Origin of the sequence: Thioalkalivibrio sp. ALJ4, from assembly GCF_000377225.1 — a bacterium.
In the GTDB taxonomy this organism is placed as follows: domain Bacteria; phylum Pseudomonadota; class Gammaproteobacteria; order Ectothiorhodospirales; family Ectothiorhodospiraceae; genus Thioalkalivibrio.
Genome location: NZ_KB897921.1, coordinates 15,065 through 33,878, shown reverse-complemented (window position 1 = coordinate 33,878; position 18,814 = coordinate 15,065). Strand labels below are relative to the sequence as shown.

Sequence of the window (18,814 nt, the reverse complement as noted above, 5' to 3'; positions counted from 1 at the left end):
TCCGGCGCTATTGTAACGGATCGCCCGGACTGCGCATGTCCGCGATCCATTCCCGCTATTGTCCAGGGAAACACGGGTTTCAGTGTTCCCTTGGTGTCCAGGCCCGATCGGGGGTTCGATGTCCGCAAACAGGGTGGCAAACGCTTGGGTCGCGGGCGTCGACGAGGTGGGGCGTGGCCCGCTGGCGGGGCCGGTGGTGGCGGCTGCGGTGATCCTGCCGGAGGGTTTCGAAGCACTGGGGCTGACGGATTCCAAGAAGCTTTCGGCGCGTCGCCGGCAGGCGCTGGATGTCGAGATTCGCGAACGCGCGGTGGCCTGGGCGCTGGGGCGAGCCGAGGCGGCCGAGATCGACGCATTGAACATCCATCGCGCGACCCTGCTGGCGATGCAGCGCGCGGTGGCCGCATTGTCGCAGGTGCCCGATCACCTGCTGGTCGATGGGCGCTTTACGCCAGAGGGCCCCTGGAGCGCCGAGGCGATCGTCGGCGGGGATGGCTCCGTAGCAGCAATCAGCGCGGCCTCGGTCATCGCCAAGGTGGCGCGCGACGCGGAGATGACGGCCCTGCACGAACGCTATCCCGACTACGGCTTTGATCGCCATGCAGGCTACCCGACCGCCTACCATCGCGACGCGCTGGCGCGCCTCGGGCCGTGTGCAGAGCACCGTCGCAGCTTTGGACCGGTGGCGCGGGCGCTGGCCGCTGTTACGGGGGAAGGGGCATGAGCAGCGAATGGCACGACCCCGGCTTTGTGCACCTGCGGGTGCACTCCGAGTATTCGCTGATCGACGGGCTGGTGCGCCTGAAGCCGCTGGTCGCGGCGGTCGCGGAGAAGGGCATGCCCGCCGTCGCGGTGACCGATCACTGCAACCTGTTCGGGCTGGTGAAGTTCTATCGGGCGGCCATTGCCCAGGGTGTGCAACCGATCATCGGGGCTGATCTGCTGGTGCGGGACGCCCGTGCCGACGGGAGCGTGGCGCGCATAACCCTGCTGGCGCAGAACGACCCCGGCTACCGCAACCTCACCCGACTGATTTCGCGTGCCTGGCAGGAAGGGCAGGAAAAGGGCATCCCCAGGATCGACGCCGAATGGCTGGACAGTGCGGCCGAGGGCCTGATCGCCCTGTCGGGTGGCATCGATGGTCTGTTCGTGAGCGGCTCCGGGGTGGCGCGCGCACTGACCCAGGATGAGCTTGGCCCCTGGCTGAAGCGTTTTCCCGGGCGCTTCTATCTGGAGCTGACGCGCACCGAGCGCCCGGGCGAGGAGGCCTGGATCGAGCAGGCCCTGACAGCGGCGGAGCAGTTCGATCTGCCGGTGGTGGCGACCAACGACGTGCGCTTTCTCAAGGCCGAGGATTTCGAGGCCCACGAGGCGCGTGTCTGCATTCATGACGGCACCACGCTGGATGACCCCTCGCGTCCGCGGCGCTACTCGGAAAACCAGTACCTTGCCAGCCCGGAGGAGATGGCGGAACGCTTCTCGGATATCCCCGAGGCCCTGGCAAACTCGGTGGCAATCGCGCGGCGCTGCAGCGTGAGCCTGACGCTTGGGGAGTCCGTGTTGCCGGATTTCCCGGTGCCGGAGGGATACACCGTCGAGGATCACCTGCGGGAGACCTCCGCGAAGGGGCTCGCGGCACGGCTGGAGCGTTTCCAGTTCGCCGAGCGTTCGGAGTACGACGAACGCCTGAAGCTCGAACTGGACGTGATTTGCCAGATGGGTTTCCCCGGCTACTTCCTGATCGTGGCCGACTTTATCCAGTGGGCCAAGGACAACGGCATCCCGGTGGGCCCGGGGCGTGGCTCGGGCGCGGGTTCGCTGGTCGCCTATGTGCTGGGTATTACGGACCTGGATCCATTGCGTTATGAGCTTCTCTTTGAGCGCTTTCTTAACCCCGAGCGCGTCTCCATGCCCGACTTCGATGTCGATTTCTGCATGGAGAAACGCGACGACGTGATCGACTACGTGGCCGAGCGCTACGGCCGCGACAAGGTCTCGCAGATCATCACCCACGGCACTATGGCCGCGAAGGCGGTCGTGCGCGACTGTGGCCGCGTACTGGGCTATGGCTACGGCTTTGTCGACCGTATCGCCAAGCTGATCCCGTTCGAGCTGGGCATGACCCTGGGCAAGGCCCTGGCCGAGAGCGAGGACCTGAAGGCGCAGTACGATCAGGACGAGGAGGTGCGCGGGATCATCGATCTGGCGCTCAAGCTCGAGGGGCTTACGCGCAACGCGGGCAAGCATGCGGGCGGTGTGGTGATTGCACCGTCTGCGTTGACCGACTTCTCGCCGCTGTACTGCGAAGACGATGGCGGCTCGCTGGTGACCCACTTCGACAAGGACGACGTCGAGGCCGTGGGCCTGGTGAAGTTCGACTTTCTCGGGCTGCGCACACTGACGATCATCGACTGGGCGGTCGAGAACGTGCGCAAGATGGACCCGGAGGCCCGCATCGACCTGGATGCGGTCCCGCTGGATGACCCCGACACCTTCAAGCTGCTGAAGGCCTACCAGACCACTGCTGTGTTCCAGCTGGAGTCGGGCGGGATGAAGGATCTGATTCGGCGCCTCCAGCCGGACAGCTTCGAGGACATCATCGCGCTGGTGGCCCTGTACCGCCCGGGCCCGTTGCAGTCGGGGATGGTGGACGACTTCATCGACCGCAAGCACGGTCGCGCGCAGGTGGAGTACCCGCATCCGGACCTGGAGCCGATCCTGCAGCCGACCTACGGCGTCATCCTGTACCAGGAGCAGGTCATGCAGATCGCCCAGGTATTGGCAAATTACACCCTGGGCGGCGCCGACCTGCTGCGCCGTGCGATGGGCAAGAAAAAGCCCGAGGAGATGGCCAAGCAGCGCCAGATCTTCATGGAGGGCGCGCTGGGGCGTGGGGTCGAGGAGGGGACCGCGACCTACATCTTCGACTTGATGGAGAAATTCGCCGGCTACGGCTTCAACAAGTCGCACTCGGCCGCCTACGCCCTGGTCGCCTATCAGACCGCCTGGCTGAAGGCGCATTATCCGGCGCCGTTCATGGCGGCGGTGCTGTCCGCGGATATGGACAACACCGACAAGGTCGTGGGCCTGATCGAGGAATGCCGGAACATGGGCCTGAAGGTCCTGCCGCCGGACGTGAACCAGTCGGACTACCGCTTTACCTGCCTCGATGCGCAGACGGTGGTCTATGGCCTCGGGGCGATCAAGGGCGTGGGTGAGTCTGCGATCGACACGCTGTTGAAGGCACGCTCGGCGGACGGGTCCTTCCACGGGCTGATCGACCTGTGCCAGCGCGTGGACCTGTCCAAGCTCAACAAGCGGGTGCTGGAGACGCTGGTGCGCGCGGGTGCGCTGGATGCGATCGGTGCGAACCGCGCGACGCTGCTGAACGACATCCCCACGGCCGTGGCCGCGGCGGAACAGACCGAGCGCAATGCGAGCCTGGGTGTGGTGGACCTGTTTGGCGATCCGGCGGCTGCGGTGGTCCCGGAGAGCGAGACCCTCCCGGAGATGGAGGACGACGATCGTCTGCGCGGGGAGAAAGAGACGCTCGGCCTGTACCTGACCGGACACCCGGTCGAGCGCTATCGCGCCGAGCTCAAGCGGTTGACGGGCAGTACGTTCGCGGATCTGGAGGCGAAGCTGGAGCAGCGGCCCGATGACAGCGGCCAGCAGGGGCGACGCGGGCGCCAGGAGACCGTGCGCATTGCCGGCCTGGTCGTGGGGGTGCGGGTGCGCAACACGCAGAATGGGCGCATGGGCATCGCGACCCTGGATGATCGCAGCGGGCGTGCCGAGATCGTGCTGTTCAACGACGACTTCACCACCTACCGCGATCGGCTGGAGCCGGACACCCTTCTGGTGGCCGAGGGGACGGTGGCGCTGGATGACTATGCCGGCGGCATCCGCATGCGGGCCCGGGCCGTGTACACCCTGGACGAGGCGCGGGCGCAGTGGGCGCGCGCCCTGCACCTGTGCCTGGAGGGGGTGCACGCCGAGCAGGTGCAGAACCTGCGCGGCCTGATGGAGGAATATCGCGATGGTCAGTGCCGAGTCCACCTGTGCTACCGGCGGGATGATTTCGAGGCCGAGCTGAGCCTGCCCGAGGCCTGGGCCATTCGTCCGGACGAGCGGCTATTGCGCAATCTGCAGCAGAGCCTGGGCCCGGGCTGCGAGGCCCAGGTCCTGTACGGCCGTTGATTCTGTCGGCATCTACGCAATTAGGTGTTGTGATCAACAGCCCTGAGCCACCGCATGTCGCTGCACATCCGCCTCGGCCGGTCTCGAACGGGCAGCGAAGTGCGGGGTAATTGGTTACAATTCCGCGCCTGACGCCCATCTTTCCGACGCGGGACCCTGCATGAATCCGGATTTTCTCGACTTCGAACAGCCCATTGCCGAACTGGAAGCCAAGATTCGGGATCTGCGCTATGTGGGTGACGATGCCGAGGTCAACATCCAGGAAGAGATCCAGCGGCTGGAGGAGAAGTGCCGTTCGCTGACGGAGAGCATCTTCGCCAAGCTCACCCCCTGGCAGGTGGCGCAGATGTCGCGTCATCCCAAGCGCCCGTACACGCTGGACTACATCCCGCAGTTGTTCGACGAGTTCGAGGAGCTGCACGGTGACCGGACCTACGCGGATGATCCGGCCATCGTGGGGGGCGTGGCCCGCCTCGACGGGCGCCCGGTAATGATCATCGGCCATCAGAAAGGTCGCCAGACGCGCGAGAAGGTCTACCGCAACTTCGGGATGCCGCGCCCGGAGGGCTACCGCAAGGCCCTGCGGCTGATGGAGACGGCCGAGCGTTTTCGGCTGCCGGTCCTTACGTTCATCGACACCCCGGGTGCCTATCCGGGCGTGGGTGCCGAGGAGCGCGGCCAGAGCGAGGCGATCGCCCGCAACCTGATGGTGATGGCGCGGCTGGATACCCCGATCATCGCGACCGTGATCGGCGAGGGCGGCTCCGGCGGCGCGCTGGCGATCGGGGTCGGGGATGCCACGCTGATGCTGCAGTACTCGACCTACTCGGTCATCTCGCCGGAAGGCTGTGCCTCCATTCTCTGGAAGAGTGCCGAACGCGCGTCCGAGGCAGCGGAGGCGCTGGGCATTACCTCGCAACGGCTGCACGATCTGGGGCTGGTCGATCGCATCGTCTCCGAGCCACTGGGCGGGGCCCATCGCGATCCGGAGACGATGTCGGCACACCTGCGCTCGGCGCTGCTGGAAACCCTTGATGGGCTGGAGGCGCTGGACCCGGCCAAGCGGCTGGATCGGCGTTACCGCCGCCTGATGGACTACGGTGCCTTCCAGGAAGCCACCTCCTGAGACACCGGGCCGGGTGGGGGATCACACCCACCCGGTGATGGTCGCCATTCGGGCCTTTTTGCAGGACCACCCGGACTTCGCTTCTTTGCGCGTCGCCTTTAGCGGCGGCCGCGACTCCTCTGTATTGCTGCACGCGCTCGCGCGACTGCGCCCTCAAGGGCTTGAGGCCTGGCATGTGAATCACGGTCTGCGACCGGATGCCGATGCGCAGGCGGCGTTCTGTGTACGCATTGCCGAGGCGCTGGATGTAGCGCTGACCGTACGCAAGGTGACCGTTCTTGATGATGCCTCCGAGGGGCCGGAGGCCGCAGCGCGCCGTTCACGCTACACGGGCCTGCGCGAGGGCCTCGGGGGGCGGGACCTGATCCTGACCGCCCAGCATGCCGACGACCAGGCCGAGACCTTTCTGCTCGCCGCGCTGCGCGGGAGCGGTCCGGAGGGCCTTCAGGGCATGCGGGTACTGCGTCGCGAAGGGGACACCTGGTTGGGGAGGCCGTTGCTGGAGGTCCCGGGCGAGGCCATCGCGGACTACGCAGAAGCGGCGGGGCTCGGTTGGTACGACGACCCAAGCAATGACGACACCCGGTTCGATCGCAATTTCCTGCGCCGCGAGATCCTCCCGCGTCTGGCGGAGCGCTTTCCTGTTCATGCCTCCCTGGCGCGCAGCGCCCGCTGGCAGCGCGAGGCCGTCGACCGCCTGGAGAGCCTGGAGGATGAACGCATTCCGGATGAGGCCTCGCTCGAGCTGGCCTCGCTGGCCGAGCTGGACCGGCCCGCTCGACGCGCGCGATTGCGGGCCTGGCTGCGCGCGCAGGGCCTGCGACCGCCGGGCCATGCGCGGCTGGAGGAGTTCTGTCGGCAACTGGAGGTCCACGCGCCGGACCGGAATCCGGAGCTGCGCTGGGCGGATGGCTGGATGGGCGTTTATCGCGGAACGATTTGCGTCGAAGCCCCGGATGCAAAGTCGGCCGCGCCAGGCGACGTGATGCCCTGGCCGCCGGGGCATGCGCGCCTGACGCTCCCGGATGGTCGCATGCTGGAGCGCGCAGCGCTGGCGGCCCTGGGTGTGGACGCGCAGGAGGCGCTGGAGGTCGGTTTTCGCCGGGGTGGGGAAACCGTGGTGACGCCAGCGGGCCGCCGACCCTTGAAAAAGCGGCTTCAGGAGCGGGGGATCCCGCCATGGGAACGCGAGCACCTGCCGTTGGTCAGGCGGCGGTCGGATGGGCTCGTCGTGGCCATTCTCTGGTCGGATGGAGACCTGAGTCCCTGAAGGTGGCAGGTCCGGTGGATGGTGATCCGTTCAAAACCTGTAGTCCCCTTGCAGTTGACGGGGCGAGCGGAAAAGCCAATGCTTGAACTTCGTCATACTTTTGAGGGGCCGGGGTGTGAGAACCATCAGCCGGCAGACCAGGGCGTATGTCCGGGGTATCGCTTGTGTGTTCGCGTTGCTGGGTATGGCAACGGCACAGGGCGGAACCCTCAACCTGGCCACCGAGAGTTATCCGCCATTCAACTTCGAGACGCCGGAAGGCGGGCTTGACGGTATCTCTGTGCGCGTGATGAACCAGCTGCTCGAGGAAACCGGGATCGAGGCGGAGATCCGTTTGCTGCCCTGGAGTCGTGCCTACGCCGAGGCGCAGTCGAACCCCGATACCTGCGTGTTCTCCACGACGCGGACCCCGGAACGCGAAGAGCTCTTCGAGTGGGTAGGCCCGCTGGTGGAGAATCAGTGGCATGCCTATGCCCTTGAGGGCTCCGACGTCGCAGCGGAGTCGCTCGATGACCTTCACGACTATCGAGTGGGTGGTTATCGCGACGACGCCGTTGCGTTGTATGTCGAGGCCCGGGGGATTGAGATCGATACCGCCCCCAATGACCGCTTGAACGCGCGCAAGCTCGCGGCCGACCGGATTGACGTCTGGGTCAGTGGCGAGCACCTCGCACCCTGGTACGCGCGTCTGGAAGAGATCGGCGAACTGCGCTCGCTGTTTGCCTTCAACGACACGGTGATGTCGCTCGCCTGCCACCCGGATACCGATCGCGATCGGCTGGACCGCCTCCAGGCCGCGCTGGATGCCATGCGCGAGGATGGCCGCTACGCAGCGATCGTCAGCGAAGTACTCGAACGTAACGGAGACGCGAATGACTGAGTTCGCCACGCAGCGCGAAGCGGATCGCGGTGGCCTGATCGCCGAGGAGGTGCTGGATTTTCAGCGCAACATGACCCGGCGCGGCATCATCTTTTCGTTCACCGGCTATATCTCCGAAGGCATCCTGAAGGCGCTGGGCGACGCCCTGCGTCAGAAGATCCGGCTGGAGTCGACAGACAACAAGACCGTAAACCGAGTGTTCTCGGTGTTCGTCGAGCAGGTGCAGAACATCATTCGCTACTCGGCCGAACGGATCGAGCACGCGGCGGAACCCCCGGTGGAGCTGAGCTCCGGCATGATTACGGTCGGCTCCGAAAAAGGCCGGTTCTTCGTGATCTGCGGCAATATCATCGCCCGCGAAGACGCGGATACTCTGGGCAGCCGGCTGAGCGAGCTTCAGGGGATGGACAACGAGGCCCTGCGGCGCTTCTACAAGGAAAAGCTGCGCGAGCCGCCGGACGAGGGCAGCAAGGGGGGCAGCATCGGGCTGATCGAGATCGCCCGCCGAGCCAGCGAGCCGATCCAGTTCGACTTCGAGCACCTCTCCGACGCGTATTCCTACTTTGTACTGAAGGCCTACATCTGATGGCAGCACTGGACCCCATTCGACACGAGGCAACGGACCGCACCCCGGAGGTCCTGTTCGATTTCGCGGCGGGGCATTACCGCATTTCCGGCGAGTCCTACCCGGAAGACGCCGCGAGCTTCTATGGACCCCTGACCCAGGGCCTGCGACAGGCGGTCCAGGAGGGGGCCAGCGAGTCGCTGGAGTTCAGCGTCGAGATGATCTACTTCAACAGCTCGACCGCGAAGGCGCTGATGAACCTCTTTCAGATCCTCGAAGACGCCGCCGAGGCCGGCATCAACGTGCGCATCAACTGGTGCTACCACGAAGACGACGAGACGATGGAAGAATTCGGCGAGGACTTTTCCGAGGACTTTGCCCACGCGGACTACCGCATGTGCCCGACATCATGAACGCCTCTCACGACCCCAAGCAGCCAGTGCCGGTGCCAGCGACCGCACGCGACGGCGACGATCCGGAAGCGCTTGCCGACTTCTCTCTGTTCGAGCAGGAGAAGCAGATCATGCAGCGCTCCGAGCAGATGCTGGAGGCGCTGGACGATGTGGCCGAGGGCGTGCGCATGCTCGCCAAGGCCTATTCAGAGAGTTATCGCGTTCAGCGCCGCATGATGCGCATGAGTGATCGGATGCAGCTGGACCTGCAGGCCGCCAACCGTCAGCTGCGCGAGCAGGCCACCCATCTGGAGCAGCTCAACGGTGCACTGTCCGACGAGGTGCGCGAGCGCGAGCGCCTGACGGCCGAGCTCGAGCGCCTGGCGCTGGAGGATGCCCTGACCGGGCTGTTCTCGCGGCGCCGGGTAATGGACTGTGTCGAGGGGCTGGCCGAAACGGTGGGCGATCAGGCCCGCTCGCTCACTGTGATGATGCTCGACCTCGACGACTTCAAAGCCCTGAATGACACCCATGGCCATGCCGCCGGGGATTACGCCCTGCAGAGCTTCGCCGAGATCCTCCGCGGCGAGCTCGGCGCCGATCAGTACGCCGGGCGCATGGGGGGCGAGGAGTTCCTGGTGGTGGCCGCGGACCTCGAGCTTGATGCGGCCATGAGCTTGGCGGAGCGCATCCGCACCACTGTCGAGCAGACGATCCCGCGCTGGAAGGGCGAACCGCTGCATCTGGAGGTCTCGATCGGTCTCGTCGTGACGACCGAACGCTGGCCGGATGCCGGGGCGCTGGTCGCGGCGGCGGATGATCTGCTTTACCGCGCGAAAAACGAAGGCCGTAATCGCGTCGAGGTCCAGTTCCACGGCGAGTCGGTATGACAGAGCCCGGCCCGGCGCGCAGCCGCAGCCTGGTCGCGAAGCTGGCGCTCGCGACCCTGCTGGTTGCACTGGCGCTCAGCCTGCTGGCGAGCGCCTATGTGATCGCGGCCGACTCGCGTGCCTTTCGCGCGGACACCCTGGAACAGATCGAACGGCTGCAACGGCTGGTGGCCCCTCCCGCGGCCGAGGCGGCCTATCAGCTGAATGCCGATCAGGCGGAATCACTGGTGGCGGGCCTGCAGGCCTTTGACGAGATCCACCGCGCCGAGATACTCGACGACTTCGGGCGCACCTTGGCCGAGGTGGAACGCGAAGGTGGCGGCGCCTCCTGGCTTGGGGAACGCCTGTTCGGGGCGGATCGCCAGCACGAGCGCGAACTGCTCCACCCGGACCTGCGCGAAACCAATGGTGCAGTGGGGATGCTGCGTGTGGAGCTCGCCCCCGATGTGCTGGCTGCAGCCCTGATCGAGCGTCTGCGCAATAGCGTGATCACCAGCGTGGTGCAGGCGGTGATCGTCTCGCTGGTCGTCGTACTGCTGTTCTACGGCCTCATGCTGCGCCCGATGCTGCGCATCTCCCGAGCCGTGGCGGGTACCGATCCCGACCATCCGGCCCAGTGGCCGCGCCCCCGCATGGGCCACCATGCGGATGACGAGCTCGGTGCCCTGGACCGCTCGCTCGACCGCCTCCTGAATGCCTTTCAGCAGGGCCTTGATGCGCGGGATGGTGCGCGGGGCGAGCTGAAGGCCCTGAACGAGGACCTGGAGCGCCGCGTGGTCGGGCGTACCCGCGAGCTGGAGGCCGAGAAGCTGGAGACTGAACGTGCGCTTGCGCGGGTCGATGAGGCCAACCGCGAACTCGAGCGCAGCAACCGCCTTGTGGTGGAGAGCATCCGCTATGCGCGGCGCATCCAGACCGCGATGCTCCCGGACAAGCACGCCCTGGACGGACACCTGGACGAGGTGCAGGTCTACTGGGAGCCGCTGCACCTGGTCGGGGGCGACTACTTCTGGCTGGAGGCCATCGACGGGCGCAGCGTGCTGGTGGCCGCGGACTGTACCGGGCATGGCGTCCCCGGGGCATTCATTACCCTGGTGCTGGCCTCGGCGCTGGATCGCATCCTGCATGAACACCGGCTCCTGGAACCGTCGGCAATCCTGCGCGAGATGGATCGGCTGGTGCGCTCGCGCCTGCGCCAGGACGGTCATGACTCGGATTCCGACGACGGATTGGAGGCGGCGGTGTGCGTCTATGACCCGGATGCCCGGACCCTGACCTTTGCCGGCGTGGGGCTGCCGCTGATCATGGATCGTGCGGGACAGGTGGAAGAGATTCGCGGCGTCCGCGGTGGGCTGGGGTATCGCAGCCTGGAGCCCGCGCAGCCGGTGGATCATGTGGTGGCGGTCGAGCCGGGCATGGAGTTCTTCCTGATTACCGACGGAGCCCACGACCATGTGGGTGGCGAGCCGCCCCGACTGTTCGGGCGCCGTCGCCTGCGCCACGTGCTGGCGGAAAAGTCCCCGCGTGACCTGGCCGCCAAGATCGATTCCGTGGTGCGGGTGCTGGAGGACTATCGCGGCGGCGAGCCACGGCGTGACGACATGACGCTGGTGGCCTTCCGGCCGCTCGCGGCGGACGCGCAAAACATGCCGCGTGGTGCGGCGGCCGATTGAGCCGTCAGGGGCTCTCTGGTAGCATTTCGGCCGATCTGAGCCGCCCGTGAGCCGTATGAGCGGGGCTACCGTAATTCCCTAGCCAGGTTTCCCGCATGACGCGTTATGTATTCATTACCGGAGGCGTGGTTTCGTCTCTGGGCAAAGGCATTGCATCCGCCTCGCTGGGGGCCATCCTGGAGGCGCGCGGCCTCAAGGTGACGCTGCTCAAGCTCGACCCCTATATCAACGTCGATCCGGGCACCATGAGCCCGTTCCAGCACGGCGAGGTCTTCGTGACCGATGACGGCGCGGAGACGGACCTGGACCTGGGGCATTACGAGCGCTTTGTGCGCATCCGCACCTCGCGGCGCAATAATTTCACCACCGGGCAGATCTACGAGAACGTGATCCGCAAGGAGCGCCGCGGCGACTACCTGGGCGGTACGGTGCAGGTGATCCCGCATATCACCGACGAGATCAAGCGCTCGATCCGCGAGGGTGCGGGCGATGCCGACATTGCGCTGATCGAGATCGGCGGTACGGTGGGCGATATCGAGTCCCTGCCATTCCTCGAGGCGATCCGCCAGATGGGTGTGGAGCTGGGACACGAGAATGCCCTGTTCATGCACCTGACCCTGGTGCCCTTTATTGCCGCCGCCGGCGAGATCAAGACCAAGCCCACGCAGCACTCGGTCAAGGAGCTGCGCTCGATCGGTATCCAGCCGGATATCCTGCTGTGCCGTTCGACCCAGGCGATTCCCGAGGGCGAGCGGCGCAAGATTGCGCTGTTTACCAACGTCGAGGAGAAGGCGGTCATCTCCGCGGTGGACGTGGACAACATCTACAAGATCCCGCTGTGGCTGCATTCGCAGAAGCTCGACGAGATCGTGCTGCGCAAGCTGCATATCGAGGCGCCGCAGGCGGACCTGTCGGACTGGAAGCACGTGGTCAACGCCATGGAGTTCCCGGAGTCCGAGGTGACCGTCGGCATGATCGGCAAGTACGTCGATCTCACCGAGTCCTACAAGTCCGTGAACGAGGCGCTGACCCATGCCGGCGTACAGGTCGGGACGCGGGTGCGTATTCGCTATCTCGATTCGGAAAAGCTCGAAGGCGCGGATGCCGAGATCCAGGGGGAGATGGAAGGTCTGGACGCGATCCTGGTGCCCGGTGGCTTTGGCGAGCGCGGTGTGGAAGGCAAGATCGCGGCCGTGCGCTATGCGCGCGAGCACGGCGTGCCCTACCTGGGTATCTGTCTGGGCATGCAGGTTGCGGTGATCGAGTTCGCCCGTGATCAGGCCGGCCTCGAAGGCGCCCACAGTACGGAGTTTGTCCCGGATACCCCGCACCCGGTGATTGCCCTGATTACCGAGTGGCAGGACCGCGAGGGCCGCATCGAACGGCGCGATGCCGAGAGCGATCTCGGCGGCACGATGCGTCTGGGGGCACAGTCCGCGCGACTGGCCCCGGGTTCGCGGATTGCGGAGGCCTATGGCCGCGAAGATGTCAGCGAGCGCCATCGCCACCGCTTCGAGTTCAACAACGCCTATCGCGAACGGCTGGAGGCAGCGGGCCTGCGTATCTCGGGTGTGTCCGAGTCTGGCGAACTGGTCGAGGCGGTGGAGCTGCCGGGCCACCCGTGGTTCATCGGTTGCCAGTTCCATCCGGAGTTCACCTCGACCCCGCGCGACGGGCATCCGCTGTTTACCGGTTTCATCCGCGCCGCGCGGACCTATCAGGACGAGCGCGAGCCGGAGACCACGACGGCGTTGACGGATTAGTGTTTGCCTAACGCGCCGTATGACGGCGCTTTGCGGCCGTGCCCGGAGGGTGGCGTCCGCCAGACAGGACATTGCATGCAGCTTTGCGGTTTTGAAGTCGGCCTCGACCGGCCATTTTTTCTGATTGCCGGCCCCTGCGTGATCGAATCCGAGGCGATGGCCCTGGAGACCGCGGGTGCGCTCAAGACGATCACCGACGAACTGGGCATCCCGTTTATCTACAAGTCCTCGTTCGACAAGGCCAATCGCTCGTCGACGAAGAGTTTCCGTGGTCCGGGCATCGAAGAGGGCCTGCGCATCCTGGAACAGGTGAAGCAGCAGTTGGGAGTCCCGGTGCTGACCGATGTCCACGAGGACACCCCGCTGGACGAGGTCGCGGCCGTGGTGGACGTGCTGCAAACGCCCGCGTTCCTGTGCCGGCAGACGAACTTCATCCAGAATGTCGCGCGCCAGGGGCGCCCGGTGAACATCAAGAAGGGCCAGTTCCTGGCGCCCTGGGATATGGGCAATGTCGTGGACAAGGCGCGCGAGGCCGGCAACGACCAGATCATGGTCTGTGAACGCGGCGTCTCCTTCGGCTACAACACGCTGATCTCGGACATGCGGGGTCTGGCCCAGATGCGCCAGACCGGTTGCCCGGTGGTGTTCGACGCCACGCACTCGGTCCAGCAGCCGGGCGGGCAGGGCGCGACCTCTGGTGGGCAGCGCGAGTATGTCCCCGTGCTGGCGCGGGCGGCCGTCGCCTCCGGGGTGTCGGGTCTGTTCATGGAGACCCATCCGGATCCCGAGCGCGCCCTCTCGGATGGGCCCAACGCCTGGCCGCTGCCGCGCATGGCGGAGCTGCTGACCACGCTCAAGGCGCTGGATACGGCCGCCAAGGCGCAGCCGTTTGCCGAGGCCGAGTACGGGCTGGGTTGATTCGCGCAGGATTATTTAAGAGTTTCATTTAAATTCCGCCTCCAACCTTTGGGGCGGATGAGTTTATTTTTCAAGGAGAAAGCATGTCCCAGATTGCGGAGATTCATGCCCGCGAGATCATCGACTCGCGGGGCAACCCGACGGTCGAGGCCGACGTTGTCCTGGATTCCGGCGCGATGGGTCGTGCCGCGGTGCCGTCGGGGGCCTCCACGGGGGCCCGCGAGGCACTGGAGCTGCGCGATGACGAGCCGCGCTATGGCGGCAAGGGCGTGCAGAAGGCCGTGGGCCATGTGAATGGCGAGATCCGCGACGCCCTGCGTGGGATGGAGCTGGACCAGACGGCGGTGGACCGCCGCATGCTCGAGCTGGACGGCACCGAGAACAAGTCGCGCCTGGGCGCGAACGCGCTGCTGGCAGTCTCGATGGCGGCCGCGCATGCACAGGCGGCGGATCGCGAGCAGCCGCTGTTCGAGTCCATGGGCGGCGAGCAGGCGACCCTGCTGCCCGTGCCGATGATGAACATCATCAACGGCGGCGCCCACGCCGACAACAGCGTCGACATGCAGGAGTTCATGATCCTGCCGGTGGGCGCGGACTCCGTGCGTGAGGCCGTGCGCTACGGCGCCGAGGTGTTCCATGCCCTGAAGAAGGTGCTGGGTCAGCGCAACCTGGGGACGGGCGTGGGGGACGAGGGCGGCTTTGCCCCGGATCTGCCGTCCAACTCGGCTGCGATCGAGGTGATCCTCGAGGCCATCCACAAGGCGGGCTTCAAGGCCGGGCAGGACATCTGGCTGGGCCTGGACTGTGCCAGTTCCGAGTTCTATCGCGACGGCCGCTACCACCTCGACTCCGAGGGCAAGGCCTTCTCCGCCGACGAGTTCTGCGAGTACCTTGCCCACTGGGTCGACCAGTACCCGATCCTGACCATCGAGGACGGCATGGGCGAGGACGACTGGGATGGCTGGAAGGTCCTCACCGAGCGTCTCGGTGACCGCGTGCAGCTGGTCGGCGACGACCTGTTCGTGACCAATACGCAGATCCTGCAGGAAGGGATCGACAAGGGCGTGGCCAACTCGATCCTGATCAAGCTGAACCAGATCGGCACCGTAACCGAGACCCTGGAGGCCATCGAGCTGGCGCGCCAGGCGAAGTACACGGCGGTGATCTCGCATCGCTCCGGCGAGACCGAGGACGTGACCATCGCCGATCTGGCGGTAGCCACCGGGGTTGGCCAGATCAAGACCGGTTCGCTCTCGCGCTCGGATCGCGTGGCCAAGTACAACCAGCTGATCCGGATCGAGGAGCATCTGGGATCCCGGGCGCGTTATCCCGGCATGGATGCCTTCAATATCCGGCGATAATCCGCGATTGTTGCGTTTGTCGCGGGTTGGGTTCTCAGCCTGCAGAGCGTCTCCTGTGCCCGGCGGCCAAGGGGCCGTAGAATGCCGGGCATGGAAGCTCGACTCTCTCCCTGGCGGCTGGCCGTGGCGACCGGCCGCGGGAATCGCTGATGCGCTGGTTGCTGATCGGTCTGGCGGTGCTGCTACTGCTGTTGCAGTGGCCGCTGTGGCTGGGAGAGGGCAGCTGGCGCGATGTACGCGACCTGCGCGAGCAGGTAGAGGAGCAGCGTGCGGCCAACGCCGAGCTGGAGCAACGCAATCAGGCGCTGGAGGCCGAGGTACACGACCTGCGTACCGGTACCGATGCGGTGGAAGAACGCGCCCGCCGCGACCTGGGCATGATCCGCGAAGACGAGATCTTCTTCTTTGTGGTCGGCGAGGACGACGACCGGCGTCCAGTGCCGGAGCCGTTGCCAGACCCGGCGCGGGATGTGTCCCCGGGGCCCGCCGAGATCCCGGACCGCGAACGCGAGCCGGCAACCGATACGCTGCCACCCGAGGATCCGTTTGATGGCTGATCCCGACACCAACAACCCCTCCGCGGAACCCGCCTACTGGGCCCTGATCCCGGCGGCCGGCGTGGGCCGACGTATGGGCTCCGATCGACCCAAGCAGTTCCTGACGCTGGGGTCACGCACCATCCTGTCGCATACCCTGTCGATCTTTCTGGAGCACCCGCGCATTCGCGGTGTGGTCCTGGTGCTGGGGCCGGATGTGGACCCGGACGCGCTGGATCTTCCAACGGCGGGCGGGCGCCTGTTTCGCGTGGCCGGCGGGGCCGAGCGGGCGGATTCGGTCCAGAACGGACTCGACTTCCTGCAGGAACGCGCGGCCCCCGATGACTGGGTGCTGGTGCACGATGCCGCGCGCCCCTGTCTGCCACGCGCGGATCTGGACCACCTTCTGAACGCGCTGCGGGACGATCCGGTGGGCGGTCTGCTGGCCACGCCCAGCACGGATACGGTCAAGTGGAGTGACCAGGATGGGCGCGTCGAGCGCACGCTGGAACGCGCGCGCGTCTGGCGCGCGCTGACTCCACAGATGTTCCGCCTGGGCATGCTGCGGGAGGCGAATCGCGCCGCGCGCGAGGCCGGTCACCCGGTGACCGACGAGGCCAGCGCCATCGAATGGCATGGCGCCCGTCCGCGTCTGATCGAGGGCTCGATGATGAACATCAAGATCACCCGGGCTGAGGATCTGGAGCTGGCCCAGCTGTACCTGATGCAGCAGGGGCGACTGGACGGGGGGTTCCGGCCATGAGCCGCATGCGCGTGGGGCAGGGCTTCGACGTGCACGCCTTCGGGCCGGGCGATCATCTGATCCTGGGCGGTGTGCGCATCCCTTTCGATCACGGCTTTGTCGCGCATTCCGATGGCGATGTCCTGCTGCACGCGATTTGCGATGCCCTGTTCGGGGCCGCGGGCCTGGGGGATATCGGCCGCCACTTTCCTGATACCGACGAGCGCTTTCGCGGGGCGAACAGCCGCGACCTGCTGCGCGAGACCCTGCGTCGGATCCAGGAGGCCGGGTGGCGTCCGGTGAACGTGGATGCGACCGTGATCGCACAGGCGCCCAAAATGGCCCCGCATGTCGCGGCGATGGAGGACCACATCGCTGCGGACTTGGGGCTTGCGGCCGATTGCGTGAATGTGAAGGCGACGACCACCGAGCGCCTGGGCTTCACCGGGCGCGGAGAAGGGGTTGCGGCGCAGGCGGTGGTGCTGCTAGAGCCTTCTTCGGGGCTGATGCAGGTATGACGGCGGCTCGATCCCCCAGTGTGCTGGGTCTGGATCACGTCAGTGTCGTGATCGCCGATCTGGAGGCGTCCGCGCGGTTCTATGGCGAGATCCTGGGGCTGCGCCCCGTGGAGCGTCCGGATCTCGGTTTTCCGGGGCTTTGGTATGACCTGGGTGGCGGGCAGACCCTGCACCTGCTGGGTGTGCCCAACCCGGACGCCGCCGAACGCCGCGTGCGCGGCGGTCGCGATCGCCACCTGGCGCTGCGCGTGTGTGGTCTGGAAGCTTTGCTGCAACGCCTGGAGAACGCCGGGCATTCGGCCGAGCGCAGCCAGTCGGGGCGACCCGCTGCGTTCGTCCGCGACCCGGACGGCAATACCGTCGAACTGATCGAGGCGGGCTGACACCGCGCGGGTGCGCCGCGCCGGGACCCCCGCTGCACGAGGAGGGAGCATGGACGGCGAGTACATCCTGGCCCTGGACCAGGGCACGACCAGCTGCCGGGCGATCCTGTTCGATCGTGATGCGTCGATCATCGGCGTAGCCCAGCGCGAGTTTACCCAGCACTACCCGCAGCCCGGCTGGGTCGAGCACGACGCGATGGAGATCTGGGGCACCCAGATCGGGGCGGCGCGCGAGGTGCTGGAGACCCGCGGTATCAAGCCGGCCCAGCTCGCGGCCATCGGCATCACCAACCAGCGCGAGACCACCGTGGTCTGGGACCGCGAGACGGGCAAGCCGATCCACCCGGCAATCGTCTGGCAGGACCGGCGCACCGCCGGTTTCTGCGACGAGATGAAGGCGCGCGGGCTGGAGGAGACGGTCCGCAGCCGCACCGGGCTGGTGGTCGATGCCTACTTCTCCGGAACCAAGCTGCGCTGGCTGCTCGACCATGTAGACGGTGCGCGTGAGCGCGCGGAGCGCGGCGAGTTGCTGTTCGGCACCATGGATACCTGGCTGATCTGGAATCTCACCCGCGGCGAGCGGCATGTAACGGATGTCTCCAACGCCTCGCGCACGCAGTTGTTCAACATCCACGAACTGGACTGGGATGACACGCTGTTGGATGAGCTGGGAATCCCGCGGGCCATGCTGCCCGAGGTCCGTGCCTCCAGCGAAGTGCTGGGCCATACGGGAACCGAGATGTTCGGTGCCAACGAGATCCCCATCGCGGGCGTTGCCGGCGACCAGCATGCGGCGCTCTTCGGGCAGACCTGCTTCGAGCGCGGCATGGCCAAGAACACCTATGGCACCGGCTGCTTTCTGCTGATGAACACCGGCACCGAGCCGGTCACTTCGCACTCGGGCCTGCTCACGACCGTTGCCTGGAGCGTCGATGGCCAGGTCGAGTATGCGCTGGAGGGCTCCATTTTCATCGCCGGTGCCGCGATTCAGTGGCTGCGCGACGAGCTCAAGCTGATCGACTCGGCCGAGGACTCGGAGTACTACGCGAGCAAGGTGGAGGACTCCGACGGCGTGTATGTCGTCCCCGCATTCGCGGGGCTCGGGGCGCCGCACTGGGACATGTATGCCCGCGGGGCCATCTTCGGGCTGACGCGCGGTACGCGCAAGGAACACATCACCCGCGCCACGCTGGACTCGCTGGCCTACCAGACCAAGGACGTGATCGACGCGATGGAGCAGGACTCCGGCATCGCGCTGAAGGGTCTGCGGGTCGACGGCGGTGCGGTTGCCAACAACGTGATGATGCAGTTCCAGGCCGACATGCTCGGGGTGAATGTCGAGCGGCCGGTGGTCACGGAATCGACTGCCCTGGGGGCTGCCTATCTGGCCGGGCTGGCCGTGGGTTTCTGGTCGCGCGACGAACTGGCGCAGAAGAACCAGCTGGACCGGGTATTCGAGCCGCAGATGGATGCGGCCACCCGCGATCGCTACTACCGGGGCTGGAAGAAGGCCGTAAAACGCACGATGGGGTGGGCGCGCGAGGAAGATCACGAGGCGCCCAACTAGTGGGCGGGTGGTCCGGGGGAGCTGGCTGGC

At 66.3% G+C, this 18,814-nt stretch carries 17 protein-coding genes; all 17 read left to right on the top strand.

The window, feature by feature from the left end:
- The first annotated feature begins 118 nt into the window (after positions 1-118).
- The 17 genes from rnhB to glpK all read left to right on the top strand — a co-directional run bounded on the left by rnhB (position 119) and on the right by glpK (position 18,784).
- Entirely contained in the window at positions 119-724 is a 606-nt protein-coding gene (rnhB, locus tag C936_RS0113275; RefSeq protein ID WP_018648923.1) for a ribonuclease HII, read from the top strand.
- Positions 721-4,200: a DNA polymerase III subunit alpha gene (gene dnaE, locus C936_RS0113270; RefSeq protein ID WP_018648922.1), complete on the top strand. Its 3,480-nt coding sequence runs from the start codon at positions 721-723 to the stop codon at positions 4,198-4,200. Before rnhB ends, dnaE begins: the two co-directional genes overlap by 4 nt.
- Positions 4,201-4,360: 160 nt before the next feature.
- Positions 4,361-5,326: an acetyl-CoA carboxylase carboxyltransferase subunit alpha gene (locus C936_RS0113265; protein ID WP_018139631.1), complete on the top strand. Its 966-nt coding sequence runs from the start codon at positions 4,361-4,363 to the stop codon at positions 5,324-5,326.
- 13 nt (positions 5,327-5,339) lie between these two features.
- The gene (tilS, locus tag C936_RS0113260) at positions 5,340-6,596 is read left to right on the top strand and encodes a tRNA lysidine(34) synthetase TilS (protein ID WP_018648921.1); all 1,257 of its coding nucleotides are present in this window, start codon (positions 5,340-5,342) and stop codon (positions 6,594-6,596) included.
- A gap of 184 nt (positions 6,597-6,780) precedes the next feature.
- Positions 6,781-7,476: an ABC transporter substrate-binding protein gene (locus tag C936_RS0113255; RefSeq protein WP_018862960.1), complete on the top strand. Its 696-nt coding sequence runs from the start codon at positions 6,781-6,783 to the stop codon at positions 7,474-7,476.
- The gene (locus C936_RS0113250; RefSeq protein WP_018139634.1) at positions 7,469-8,062 is read left to right on the top strand and encodes a SiaB family protein kinase; all 594 of its coding nucleotides are present in this window, start codon (positions 7,469-7,471) and stop codon (positions 8,060-8,062) included. Before C936_RS0113255 ends, C936_RS0113250 begins: the two co-directional genes overlap by 8 nt.
- On the top strand, positions 8,062-8,454 hold the full coding sequence (locus tag C936_RS0113245) for a DUF1987 domain-containing protein (protein ID WP_018648919.1): 393 nt from the start codon (positions 8,062-8,064) through the stop codon (positions 8,452-8,454). Before C936_RS0113250 ends, C936_RS0113245 begins: the two co-directional genes overlap by 1 nt.
- Complete coding sequence (locus C936_RS0113240) at positions 8,451-9,323, top strand: GGDEF domain-containing protein (RefSeq protein ID WP_051068182.1); 873 nt, start codon at positions 8,451-8,453, stop codon at positions 9,321-9,323. The genes C936_RS0113245 and C936_RS0113240 overlap by 4 nt, the downstream gene beginning before the upstream one ends.
- Positions 9,320-10,996 (top strand): PP2C family protein-serine/threonine phosphatase, encoded by a 1,677-nt coding sequence (locus C936_RS0113235; protein WP_018648918.1) that lies wholly within the window; start codon positions 9,320-9,322, stop codon positions 10,994-10,996. The genes C936_RS0113240 and C936_RS0113235 overlap by 4 nt, the downstream gene beginning before the upstream one ends.
- A gap of 95 nt (positions 10,997-11,091) precedes the next feature.
- On the top strand, positions 11,092-12,759 hold the full coding sequence (locus C936_RS0113230) for a CTP synthase (protein ID WP_018648917.1): 1,668 nt from the start codon (positions 11,092-11,094) through the stop codon (positions 12,757-12,759).
- Between the two features lie 75 nt (positions 12,760-12,834).
- Positions 12,835-13,677 (top strand): 3-deoxy-8-phosphooctulonate synthase, encoded by an 843-nt coding sequence (kdsA, locus tag C936_RS0113225; RefSeq protein WP_018139639.1) that lies wholly within the window; start codon positions 12,835-12,837, stop codon positions 13,675-13,677.
- Between the two features lie 83 nt (positions 13,678-13,760).
- Complete coding sequence (gene eno, locus C936_RS0113220) at positions 13,761-15,038, top strand: phosphopyruvate hydratase (protein ID WP_018139640.1); 1,278 nt, start codon at positions 13,761-13,763, stop codon at positions 15,036-15,038.
- A gap of 149 nt (positions 15,039-15,187) precedes the next feature.
- Positions 15,188-15,595 carry a cell division protein FtsB gene (ftsB, locus tag C936_RS0113215; protein WP_018139641.1) on the top strand — a complete coding sequence of 136 codons (408 nt, stop codon included), beginning with the start codon at positions 15,188-15,190 and terminating at the stop codon, positions 15,593-15,595.
- On the top strand, positions 15,588-16,337 hold the full coding sequence (ispD, locus tag C936_RS0113210; RefSeq protein ID WP_018648916.1) for a 2-C-methyl-D-erythritol 4-phosphate cytidylyltransferase: 750 nt from the start codon (positions 15,588-15,590) through the stop codon (positions 16,335-16,337). The genes ftsB and ispD overlap by 8 nt, the downstream gene beginning before the upstream one ends.
- Positions 16,334-16,834 carry a 2-C-methyl-D-erythritol 2,4-cyclodiphosphate synthase gene (gene ispF, locus C936_RS0113205; RefSeq protein ID WP_018862913.1) on the top strand — a complete coding sequence of 167 codons (501 nt, stop codon included), beginning with the start codon at positions 16,334-16,336 and terminating at the stop codon, positions 16,832-16,834. Before ispD ends, ispF begins: the two co-directional genes overlap by 4 nt.
- Positions 16,831-17,217 carry a VOC family protein gene (locus C936_RS0113200; protein ID WP_026278845.1) on the top strand — a complete coding sequence of 129 codons (387 nt, stop codon included), beginning with the start codon at positions 16,831-16,833 and terminating at the stop codon, positions 17,215-17,217. Before ispF ends, C936_RS0113200 begins: the two co-directional genes overlap by 4 nt.
- A 49-nt stretch (positions 17,218-17,266) precedes the next feature.
- Positions 17,267-18,784 (top strand): glycerol kinase GlpK, encoded by a 1,518-nt coding sequence (glpK, locus tag C936_RS0113195; protein WP_018648913.1) that lies wholly within the window; start codon positions 17,267-17,269, stop codon positions 18,782-18,784.
- Positions 18,785-18,814: the final 30 nt, after the last annotated feature.

What these genes read in the sequence shown, in the direction of transcription:
- rnhB (WP_018648923.1), top strand. Translation starts at nt 119, where the DNA reads ATGTCCGCAAACAGGGTGGCAAACGCTTGGGTCGCGGGCGTCGACGAG.
- dnaE (WP_018648922.1), top strand. Translation starts at nt 721, where the DNA reads ATGAGCAGCGAATGGCACGACCCCGGCTTTGTGCACCTGCGGGTGCAC.
- C936_RS0113265 (WP_018139631.1), top strand. Translation starts at nt 4,361, where the DNA reads ATGAATCCGGATTTTCTCGACTTCGAACAGCCCATTGCCGAACTGGAA.
- C936_RS0113255 (WP_018862960.1), top strand. Translation starts at nt 6,781, where the DNA reads ATGGCAACGGCACAGGGCGGAACCCTCAACCTGGCCACCGAGAGTTAT.
- C936_RS0113250 (WP_018139634.1), top strand. Translation starts at nt 7,469, where the DNA reads ATGACTGAGTTCGCCACGCAGCGCGAAGCGGATCGCGGTGGCCTGATC.
- C936_RS0113245 (WP_018648919.1), top strand. Translation starts at nt 8,062, where the DNA reads ATGGCAGCACTGGACCCCATTCGACACGAGGCAACGGACCGCACCCCG.
- C936_RS0113240 (WP_051068182.1), top strand. Translation starts at nt 8,451, where the DNA reads ATGAACGCCTCTCACGACCCCAAGCAGCCAGTGCCGGTGCCAGCGACC.
- C936_RS0113235 (WP_018648918.1), top strand. Translation starts at nt 9,320, where the DNA reads ATGACAGAGCCCGGCCCGGCGCGCAGCCGCAGCCTGGTCGCGAAGCTG.
- C936_RS0113230 (WP_018648917.1), top strand. Translation starts at nt 11,092, where the DNA reads ATGACGCGTTATGTATTCATTACCGGAGGCGTGGTTTCGTCTCTGGGC.
- kdsA (WP_018139639.1), top strand. Translation starts at nt 12,835, where the DNA reads ATGCAGCTTTGCGGTTTTGAAGTCGGCCTCGACCGGCCATTTTTTCTG.
- eno (WP_018139640.1), top strand. Translation starts at nt 13,761, where the DNA reads ATGTCCCAGATTGCGGAGATTCATGCCCGCGAGATCATCGACTCGCGG.
- ftsB (WP_018139641.1), top strand. Translation starts at nt 15,188, where the DNA reads ATGCGCTGGTTGCTGATCGGTCTGGCGGTGCTGCTACTGCTGTTGCAG.
- ispD (WP_018648916.1), top strand. Translation starts at nt 15,588, where the DNA reads ATGGCTGATCCCGACACCAACAACCCCTCCGCGGAACCCGCCTACTGG.
- ispF (WP_018862913.1), top strand. Translation starts at nt 16,334, where the DNA reads ATGAGCCGCATGCGCGTGGGGCAGGGCTTCGACGTGCACGCCTTCGGG.
- C936_RS0113200 (WP_026278845.1), top strand. Translation starts at nt 16,831, where the DNA reads ATGACGGCGGCTCGATCCCCCAGTGTGCTGGGTCTGGATCACGTCAGT.
- glpK (WP_018648913.1), top strand. Translation starts at nt 17,267, where the DNA reads ATGGACGGCGAGTACATCCTGGCCCTGGACCAGGGCACGACCAGCTGC.